We start from the raw sequence: 9,979 nt of genomic DNA on the forward strand, positions 1-9,979 counted from the left end.
CGACAATAGAACGAAATCTTGTCCGCTCTAGGCCAGCCTACGCCGACGGCAAAGCGCGCGATTGCAGCAAGCCGCTGAAATTGCGATAGGCCCGGAACGGTGTCGCCGTTCGTGGCGGTCGCACCTGCGAAGATGGGGTTGGTCGGGAATCGTGTTGCGTCTTCGCCTCCTGGCCGGTTGTGCCCTGCCCCTTCTCGCGCTGTTCGCAGGCGCTCCTGCAGCCGCGCAGGATTTTCAGGACCGCCCCACGGCCCCGCCCCCGGCACCCGCCGCGCCTACTGCCGAAGATCAGGTCCAGTTCAGCGCCGGCGCGCTCGAATACGATACCGACGCCGATATCGTCACCGCCAAGACTGACGTGCGGATGTTCCGCGAAGGCAACCGGTTGCGCGCCGACCAGGTCGTCTGGAACCGCAAGACCGGCAAGGTGGTCGCCACCGGCAACATCGCGGTCACCAATCCCGAAGGCGACATCGCCTATGGTGACAGGATCGATCTAACCGATTCGCTGCGCGATGGCGCGGTGCAGAACATGCTCGTGGTGCTCGAACAGGGCGGTCGGCTGGCAGCGGCCAAGGGCACCCGCTCCGACGACGGCACGCTGGAGATGGAGAGCGCGGCGTATACGCCCTGTTCGGTGACGACGAGCGCGGGCTGCCCCAAGGAGCCGTCGTGGAAGATTACCGCGGTGCGGGTCACCTACCGCCCCGATCGCAGCCGCATCTACTACAAGGGCGGACGCTTCCACCTGTTCGGGCTACCGACCATCCCATTGCCCGACTTCTCGAACCCGATCGGCGGCGGATCGGAGAGCGGGCTGCTGACCCCGACGATCCGCTACCGGCAGGTCAACGGGCTGGAGGTCGCGACACCCTATTATTTCCGCCTCGCGCCCAATCGCGGGCTGATCGTCACCCCGCACGTGTTCACCGGCGTGCTGCCGATGCTGGAGACGCAATATAGCGCGCTAGGCGATGACGGCGCGTTTCGGGTGACCGCCATGGGCACCTACAGCCGCCGCAGCGACGATCTGCAGACCGCGACGCCCGCCGACACCGAGAACGCATTCCGCGGCTATATCGACGGTATCGCCCGCTATCAGCTGTCACCGAACTGGAGCATCGCCGGCTCGCTGCGGGTCACGACCGATCGCACCTTCCTGCGCCGCTACGACATCTCGCGCGACGATCGGCTGCGATCGACCGTGAGCATCGAGCGGATCGACGCCAACAGCTATTTCGCGATCAACGGCTGGGCGGTGCAGACGCTGCGGGTCAACGATCGCCAGGGGCTGCAACCGATCGCGCTGCCCGAGATCGACTATCGCCGGCGGATCGAAGATGTCGGGTTCGGCGGCCGGGTCCAGCTGCAACTCAATTCGCTGGCACTGACGCGCACCGATGGCCAGGACACGCAGCGCGCCTTCGCCAGCGCGCGCTGGGACCTGCGCAAGCTCACCCGCTGGGGCCAGGAGGTCGTCCTCACCGCGTTCGCCCGGGGCGACGCCTACAACACCAGCGACACGCTAACGACTGCGGTACAGAGCTATCGCGGGATCGAGGGATTCCGCACCCGCGCGATCGGCGCACTCGCGGCCGATGTCCGCTGGCCGTTCATCGGCGAGTTCCTCGGCGGGACGCAGCGCTTCACCCCGCGCGTGCAGATCGTCGCCGCGCCGCGCGTCGCCAATCTGTCGCTGCCGAACGAGGACAGCCGCGCGGTCGATCTCGACGACAGCAACCTGTTCTCGCTCAATCGCTTCCCCGGCTACGACCGGTTCGAGGACAGCTCGCGCGTCACCTACGGCGCGCAATGGGGCGCCACGCTGCCCGGGATCAGCATCGATGCGGTGATCGGGCAGAGCTATCGCCTGTCGACCCGCCCGACGATCCTGCCGGACGGCACCGGGTTGAGCGATCGCTGGTCCGATTTCGTCGGCCGCACCGAAGTACGCTTTCAGGATCTGGTTTCGATCACGCACCGCTATCGGCTCGACAAGGACGGGTTCGCGATCCGCCGCAACGAACTCGACGCGACGATCGGCTCGCGCGGCACCTATCTGCTGCTCGGCTATCTGCGGCTCAACCGCGACATCGAACTCAACATCGAAGACCTTCAGGATCGCGAGGAGCTGCGCCTGGGCGGCCGGGTCCAGTTTGCCCGGTTCTGGTCCGCGTTCGGCTCCGCGGTGGTCGATCTCACCGACCGGGACGAGGACATCCTGTCGCTATCGGACGGCTTCGATCCGGTCCGGCACCGCATCGGAGTCCAATATGAGGACGATTGCGTGCGGCTCGGCATCGCGTGGCGGCGTGACTATCAGGCGACCGGCGATGCGCGCGCCGGGAACAGCTTCCTGTTGACGCTGGCGTTGACCAACCTCGGTCGCTAAGCCGCGGTTCAGACATATTGGGGCATTCGGCAGCGCGCGTGCGACCGGGTGGGTTGCGCGATGATGAGGGCACGACATTTTGACGCATGACTTTCGACCGGCGGCACGCAAGGGCCGGATGTTCGGCGCGGTGATCCTGGCGGCACTCGCCTCCGCGGCGATCGCGCAGACGGTGCCCGACCAGAGCGTGCCCGAAACCAATCTCGACATCCCGACCAACTTGCAGATCTTCGGCAAGCTCGATCCCAACGTCCGCAAGCCGACCGCGATCGTCAACGACACCGTCATCACCGGCACCGACGTCGACCAGCGTGTCGCGCTGATCGCGGCCGCGAACAACGCCGCCAAGCTGACCACCGAGGAGCGCGACCGGCTCCGCTTCCAGGTGCTGCGCCAGCTGATCGACGAGACGCTGCAGATCCAGGAAGCGCGCACCAACGAGATCACGATCACCAACGACGAACTCACCCAGAGCTTCGACCGGATCGCCAAGAACTTCCAGCGGACACCCGCGGCGATGCGCACCTATCTGCGCGAGAGCGGTTCGTCCGAGCGGTCGCTGAAGCGCCAGATCGAGGGCGAGCTCGCCTGGCAGCGCTATCTGCGCCGCAAGGTAGAGCCGTTCGTCAACGTCGGTGATGCCGAGGTGAAGGCGATCATGGATCGGCTCGAGGACGCGAAGGGCACCGCGGAGTACAATCTCCACGAGATCTATCTCGCGACCGACGGCAGCAACAACGCGCAGGTGCTCGCCAACGCGCGCCAGCTGATCGCCGAGATCCAGAAGGCGCAGCAGCCGTTCGAATATTATGCGCGCAACTTCTCCGAAGCCTCGACGAAGGGCGTCGGTGGCGATCTCGGCTGGATCCGGCTGAACACGCTGCCGCAGCAGCTCGCCGACGCGACCTTGCAGATGCAGATCGGCCAGGTCGCGGGGCCGATCGAAACGCCCGGCGGCTATTCGATCCTGTACCTCACCGACAAGCGCGCGGTGCTGACCGCGGACCCGCGCGATGCGAAGCTCAGCCTGAAACAGCTGACGGTGCGTTTCCCCGCCAACACCTCCCAGGCCGACGCTACCGCCCGTGCCGCCGAATTTGCGAAGACGGTCCAGACCATCCAGGGCTGCGGTACGGTCGAGAAGATCGCGGCGACGATCCGCGCCGAGGTCGTCGACAACGACACCGTGCGCGTCCGCGATCTGCCCGCGCCGCTCCAGGAGATCATGCTCAAGCTGCAGATCGGCCAGGCGACCCCGCCATTCGGTTCGCCGCAGGAGGGCGTGCGGTCGCTGGTGCTGTGCGGCCGCGACGATCCCAAGTCCGGCGAGCTGCCGAAGGCATCCGCGATCCAGGGTCAGCTCGAACAGCAACGCGTCAATCTGCGCGCGCAGGGCAAGCTGCGCGATCTGCGGCGCGACGCGGTGATCGAATATCGCTGAGGCAGCGCCCGTGAACGGCACGCGCGCCATCGTGACGGCACCGATCGCGGTGTCGATGGGCGATCCCGCCGGGATCGGACCGGAGATCGTCGCCAAGGCGTGGAGCCAGCGGCGTACCCGTGGGCTCCCGACCTTCGTCGCGGTGGGCGATGCGCGCGCCGTGACACGGGTGTGGGACGGGCCGATCGCGCCGATCAGCGACCTGACCGACGCGGCGCACTATTTCCCCGACGCGCTGCCGATCCTGACGGTCGAGGACGCGGGCGACATCGTTCCGGGCGTTCCCGACGTCGAGGGGGCACGCTGTGCGCTACATTCGCTAGAGTTGGCGGCGGGGCTGGTGCGATCGGGCGCGGCGCGCGCGCTGGTCACCGGGCCGGTGTCGAAGGCGCAGCTCTACGCGATCGGCTTCTCGCATCCCGGCCAGACCGAATTCGTCGCCGAACGCTGCGGCATCGCGGGCGAGAATGCGGTGATGATGCTCGCCGGCCCCTCGCTTCGGGTGGTTCCGATCACCACCCATGTGCCCCTCGCCGACGTACCCGCGCTGCTGTCGATCGAGCTGATCGTCGCGAAGGGTCGTGCCACCGCGCGCGGCCTCGCCAAGAACTTCGGGATCACGACGCCGCGGCTCGCCTTTGCAGGCCTTAATCCGCATGCCGGTGAAAGCGGCGCGATCGGGCGCGAGGAGATCGAATTGTTGGAACCCGCGATCGCGCAGCTTCGCGCCGAAGGGGTCGACGCGACCGGGCCGTTCGCCGCCGACACCCTCTTCCACGGACGCGCGCGGCTCCGCTACGATGCGGTGCTGTGCTGCTATCACGACCAGGCGTTGATCCCGATCAAGACGCTGCACTTCGACGAGGGGGTCAATATCACGCTCGGCCTGCCTATCGTACGGACCTCGCCCGATCACGGCACCGCGTTCGGGATCGCCGGCCGCAACGAGGCCGAGCCCGGCGCGATGATCGCCGCGATCGCGATGGCGGGCGACGCCGCCGATCGGCGTGCGCGCGCCGCCGCGTGACGCTGCCTCCCCTGCGCGAGGTGATCGCGCGCCACGGCCTCACCGCCAGCAAGGCGCTGGGGCAGAACTTCCTCTTTGACGGTCAGCTCTTGGCGCGGATCGCGGCGGTCCCGGGCGATCTCGCGGGCGCGGAGGTGCTGGAGGTCGGTCCCGGCCCCGGCGGGCTGACCCGCGCGCTACTGGCGGCGGGCGCGCGCGTGACCGCGATCGAGCGCGACCGCCGCTGCATCCCCGCGCTTGCCGAACTCGCCGATCATTATCCCGGCATGCTGACCGTGATCGAGGGGGATGCGCTCGCGATCGACGCGCCGTCGCTGTTCGCCGGGGCGCCGCACATCGTATCCAACCTCCCCTATAACGTCGGCACCGCGTTGCTGGTCGGGTGGCTGACCGGCCCCTGGCGACCCTGGTGGCAATCGCTGACGCTGATGTTCCAGAAGGAAGTCGCCGACCGCATCGTCGCGAGCGTCAACGACGACGCTTATGGCAGGCTGGCGGTTCTCGCGCAGTGGCGCAGCACCGCGCGGATCGCGATGCCGGTGCACCGCTCCGCCTTCACGCCGCCGCCGAAAGTAATGTCCGCGGTGGTGCACATCATCCCCGCGGACGCGCCGGCGGCGGTGGAGATGGCGGTGCTGGAGCGCATCACCGCCGCAGCGTTTGGGCAACGGCGCAAGATGCTGCGGCAGAGCCTGAAGAGCGTGCATGGGGCGCTGGAAGCGTTGGAGATGGTCGGGATTGACCCGACGCGACGCGCAGAGACGGTTTCGGTAGCCGAATTCGTCGCGTTGGCGCGCGAGGTTGGCGGGCGGTAAGCTGAAGGCGGATTGAGCCGGGGTCTTCCCCTGTCCCGCTACTCCTTCGATACGGCGGGCTTGGTCTCGACCTGCGCCGTCGTGATCGGCGGGCCCTTGGCGATCGCCGCGGCCAGTTGCGTCGCTTCCGCACAGGCGCCTTTGCACAGCGTCTTGATCTTGGTGAGGTTCTCTCGCGCGCGCGTCACCGCCCCCTTCGCGACCATCGCCTGGCCCTGCCCCCCCAGCGCGACGACGTCGTTGGGTTCGAGCAGCAACGCCTCGCGGTACAGGCGGATCGCCTTGCCGGGCAGCCCGCGCGCGGTCGCGACCTCGCCGAGCACCACGAAGGCAGCCCGATTGCGCGGGTCGACCGCGACCGCGGTTTCCAACAGATCGGTCGCGCCGTCGAGATTGCCGGCGGCACGCGCCGACTTGCCCTGCGCCAGCAATTGCAGGGACCGCGCATCGATCTGGTCGTCGGGACGCTGCGCGGTAAGCGAGGTCGAGACGCAGACGATGGTCAACGCGGCGGCAAGGGCGACGGACGAAACGCGCATGATCGTCTCCGAAACTGGCACAATGCGGCTGGCTAGCATGGCGCCGAAAGCCGCGCGACAAAAAAGCCGTCGGTGCCGTCGCTTGCGGGATCGAGGCGAACCCCGTCGCGGTGCGGCCGACCCGCCGGCAGCGTCAGCGGTTCGACCTTCCAGCCCGGATGCCGCGCTAGGAACAACGCGACCTGGTCGGCGCCCTCCCCGTCGAGCAGCGAACAGACGATATAGACCAGTGCCCCGCCCGGGCGCACCAGCGTCGCGCCGATATCGAGGACATGGCCCTGCGTGGCCCGCAGCCGCGCAAGCCGATCGGGGCTGAGCCGCCACCGCGCCTCCGGATTGCGCCGCCACGTGCCCGTGCCCGAACATGGCGCATCGATCAGCACGCCATCGGCCTCCGCGCGCCAGTCGGCGAGCATCTCCGTCTCGCGACCAGGATTGAGCAGGCGAGTCTCGATGATGCCGACGCCGGCGCGCTCGGCTCGAGGCGGCAAGCGCGACAAGCGGCCACGATCGGTGTCGCAGGCCAGGATCGCGCCCTGCCCCTGCATCGCCGCGGCGAGCGCCAGCGTCTTGCCGCCCGCGCCCGCGCAGAGATCGACGATACGCTGGCCGGGCTTGGCCGCGAGCGCCGCGCCGACGATCTGGCTGCCCTCGTCCTGCACCTCGATCGCGCCGCTCTCCCAAATGGGCAGCGCCTCGACATTGGTGCCGGTCGGCAGCCGCACGCCGTCCGGTGCATGCGGGGTCGCGCTCGCGTCGGGGATCGCGGCGATGATCTCGTCGCGCGACGCCTTGGCGAGATCGACCCGCACGTCGAGCGGGGCGCGGTCGATCAGCGCCGGCATCTGCGCGCGCGCGATGCCTGACCGGAGCAGCAGATCGACCAGCCATTTCGGCGCGATGCCGGGTGCCGCGACCGGCTCGTCGGCGGCGATCGGTGCGGGGCCATAGGGCGAGCCGTCGAAGCTCGCCGCCAACGCGGGATCGTCCTGCGCGACACGGATCAGCGCCGCGCGGCCGCTGGCGGGAAGATCGCCCGCGCCGCGGATCGCGGCGTAGACCAGCTCCCGGACCGCCCGACGGTCCTTCGATCCGGCGTAACGGCGCGTGGAGAAGTAGCGCGCGACCAGCGTGTCCGCTGCCGCGCCGCCCTCGCGAGCGGCGACGATGATCTGGTCGAGCAGGTCGATCGCGGCTTGCGCGCGCGCGGCAGGGGTCATCGGGCGGAGACGCGCGGGGCGCTGAAGATCGGGGTCATGTGTCCCTGTAGAACGTCAGGCGCGGATCATGAAATCCCGTCGCGTCACCGCGTCGGGTAGTTCGGCGCCTCGCGCGTGATCGTCACGTCGTGGACGTGGCTTTCCTGCAAACCCGCGCCGGTGATCTGGATGAATCGCGCGCGCTGCTGGAGATCGGGGATCGTCCGCGACCCGGTATAACCCATCGCCGCCTTCACCCCGCCGACCAGCTGGTGGATCACGTCGCGCGCGGGCCCCTTGAATGCGACCTGCCCCTCGATTCCCTCCGGCACCAGCTTGAGCTGGTCCTTGATGTCGCCCTGGAAATAACGATCCGCCGAGCCGCGGCCCATCGCGCCGACCGATCCCATGCCGCGATAGGATTTGTACGCGCGGCCCTGGTAGAGGAACGTCTCGCCCGGCGCTTCCTCGGTGCCCGCGAGCAGCGAACCGATCATCACCGTCGATGCGCCCGCCGCCAGCGCCTTCGCCATGTCGCCCGAGGTACGTAGGCCGCCATCGGCGATCACCGGCACGCCCTCCTTGGCGGCTTCCTCGGCGCAGTCCATCACCGCGGTGAGCTGCGGCACGCCAACGCCGGCGACGACGCGGGTGGTACAGATCGATCCGGGCCCGATCCCGACCTTGATGCCGTCCGCACCCGCATCGATCAGCGCGCGCGTCGCCGCTGCGGTGGCGACGTTGCCCGCAACCACCTGCACCGCGTTGGAGAGCTTCTTGACCCGGTCCACGGCGCGCGCGACGTCGCGATTATGGCCGTGCGCGGTGTCGATCACGATCAGGTCGCACTCAGCGTCGACCAAAGCTTCGGTCCGCTCAAAACCCTTGTCGCCGACCGTCGTCGCCGCCGCGACGCGCAGGCGGCCAGCCGCGTCCTTGGTCGCATCGGGGTACATGACCGCCTTCTCGATGTCCTTCACGGTGATCAGCCCGACGCAGCGATACGCCTCGTCCACCACCAGCAGCTTCTCGATCCGGCGCTGGTGGAGCAGCCGCCGCGCCTCTTCCTGGCCGACATCGGTGGATACCGTTGCGAGGTCCTCGTGCGTCATCAGCTCGGCGACCGGCTGGTTAGGATTGCCCGCAAAGCGCACGTCGCGGTTGGTCAGGATACCCACCAGCTTGCCGTTCGCCTCCACCACCGGAATGCCGCTGATCCGGTTCTCGGTCATCAGCGCGCGGGCCTGGGCCAGGGTCGCGGTCGGCGCGATCGTGATCGGGTTGACGACCATGCCGCTTTCGAACCGCTTGACCTGGCGGACCGCGGCGCACTGATCTTCCAGCGACAGGTTGCGGTGGAGCACGCCGATGCCGCCGAGTTGCGCCATCACGATCGCCATCGCGCCTTCGGTCACGGTGTCCATCGCCGACGAAAGGATCGGGATGTTGAGCGCGATGCCGCGGGTCAGCTGGGTGCGGGTGTCGGCCTGGCTCGGCAGAACGTCCGATTCGCCCGGATAGAGCAGGACGTCGTCGAACGTGAGACCGAGGCGAATGTCCATGAGGTGCCGAATCCTGCGCGCGGGTGAGGAGGTGGCGGGCCATGTAACCAGTCCCGCCCGATCCGGCTAGGCCCGTTTCCGGCGTGCCCGCCCTGCGCGCCCTGCCCTGCGCTCCATCGTGCGCGAGCATTTCACTTTCCGGCAACGTGGATGCTGCTAAACCTCCGCCCTATCAACGAGGGAAGTAACGATGGGCCTGATCGCTGCCGTGCTCGCCATGGCCTTGGTGCTGTTCTACCTGATGACCTCGATCAAGATCGTCCATCAGGGCTATCAATACACCATCGAACATTTCGGCCGCTTCACCACGGTCGCCCGGCCCGGGTTCAACTTCTATCCCGCGTTCTTCTATCGCGTCGGCCGCAAGGTGAACATGATGGAGCAGGTGATCGACATTCCCGGGCAGGAGATCATCACCAAGGACAATGCGATGATCTCGACCGACGGGGTCGTGTTCTTCCAGGTGCTCGACGCGGCGAAAGCGGCGTACGAGGTGTCCGATCTGTACCAGGCGCTGCTCCAGCTCACGACCACCAACCTGCGCACGGTGATGGGGTCAATGGATCTCGACGAGACGCTGTCGAAGCGCGACGAGATCAACGCCCGGCTGCTCAACGTCGTCGATCACGCGACGACCCCGTGGGGGGTGAAGATCACCCGCGTCGAGATCAAGGACATCCGCCCGCCCGCCGACATCGTCAACGCGATGGGCCGCCAGATGAAGGCGGAACGTGAGAAGCGCGCCAACATCCTCGACGCGGAAGGCGCGCGCGCCTCCGAGATCCTCCGTGCCGAGGGGCAGAAGCAGGCGCGGATTCTCGAGTCCGAGGGCCGCAAGGAATCGGCGTTTCGCGATGCCGAGGCACGCGAAAGGGCGGCCGAGGCGGAGGCGAGCGCGACCCGCGCGGTGTCCGACGCGATCGAGAGCGGCGGCACCCAGGCGATCAACTATTTCATCGCGCAGAAATATGTCGAGGCGATCGGCAAGTTCGCGACCAGCCCCA

The 9,979-nt window shown here is 68.0% G+C and carries 8 protein-coding genes; 5 read left to right on the plus strand and 3 right to left on the minus strand.

Annotated features, from left to right (window positions below; genetic code table 11):
* Window positions 1–151 precede the first annotated feature (151 nt).
* The 4 genes from ACFE77_RS10170 (at window position 152) to rsmA (ending at window position 5,675) form a co-directional block, all read left to right on the plus strand.
* Complete coding sequence (locus tag ACFE77_RS10170) at window positions 152–2,392, plus strand: LPS-assembly protein LptD (RefSeq protein WP_375421524.1); 2,241 nt, start codon at window positions 152–154, stop codon at window positions 2,390–2,392.
* Window positions 2,393–2,471: 79 nt separating this feature from the next.
* Entirely contained in the window at window positions 2,472–3,833 is a 1,362-nt protein-coding gene (locus ACFE77_RS10175; protein ID WP_375421525.1) for a peptidylprolyl isomerase, read from the plus strand.
* Between the two features lie 10 nt (window positions 3,834–3,843).
* The gene (gene pdxA, locus ACFE77_RS10180; protein WP_375421526.1) at window positions 3,844–4,860 is read left to right on the plus strand and encodes a 4-hydroxythreonine-4-phosphate dehydrogenase PdxA; all 1,017 of its coding nucleotides are present in this window, start codon (window positions 3,844–3,846) and stop codon (window positions 4,858–4,860) included.
* Between the two features lie 2 nt (window positions 4,861–4,862).
* Window positions 4,863–5,675 (plus strand): 16S rRNA (adenine(1518)-N(6)/adenine(1519)-N(6))-dimethyltransferase RsmA, encoded by an 813-nt coding sequence (gene rsmA / locus ACFE77_RS10185; RefSeq protein ID WP_375421532.1) that lies wholly within the window; start codon window positions 4,863–4,865, stop codon window positions 5,673–5,675.
* Window positions 5,676–5,713: 38 nt separating this feature from the next.
* On the opposite strand, the gene ACFE77_RS10190 is transcribed toward rsmA, so the two are convergent.
* The 3 genes from ACFE77_RS10190 to guaB form a co-directional block, all read right to left on the minus strand.
* Complete coding sequence (locus tag ACFE77_RS10190) at window positions 5,714–6,214, minus strand: tetratricopeptide repeat protein (protein ID WP_375421527.1); 501 nt, start codon at window positions 6,212–6,214, stop codon at window positions 5,714–5,716.
* Window positions 6,215–6,246: 32 nt separating this feature from the next.
* Window positions 6,247–7,434 (minus strand): RsmB/NOP family class I SAM-dependent RNA methyltransferase, encoded by a 1,188-nt coding sequence (locus tag ACFE77_RS10195; RefSeq protein ID WP_375421528.1) that lies wholly within the window; start codon window positions 7,432–7,434, stop codon window positions 6,247–6,249.
* 83 nt (window positions 7,435–7,517) lie between these two features.
* The gene (guaB, locus tag ACFE77_RS10200; RefSeq protein ID WP_375421529.1) at window positions 7,518–8,975 is read right to left on the minus strand and encodes an IMP dehydrogenase; all 1,458 of its coding nucleotides are present in this window, start codon (window positions 8,973–8,975) and stop codon (window positions 7,518–7,520) included.
* 190 nt (window positions 8,976–9,165) lie between these two features.
* Between guaB and ACFE77_RS10205 the strand changes: the two genes are divergently transcribed.
* Window positions 9,166–9,979: SPFH domain-containing protein (locus ACFE77_RS10205; RefSeq protein WP_375421530.1), on the plus strand; the 814-nt coding region annotated here is incomplete at its 3' end.

The organism is uncultured Sphingomonas sp., assembly GCF_964243315.1.
Taxonomy (GTDB): Bacteria; Pseudomonadota; Alphaproteobacteria; order Sphingomonadales; family Sphingomonadaceae; genus Sphingomonas.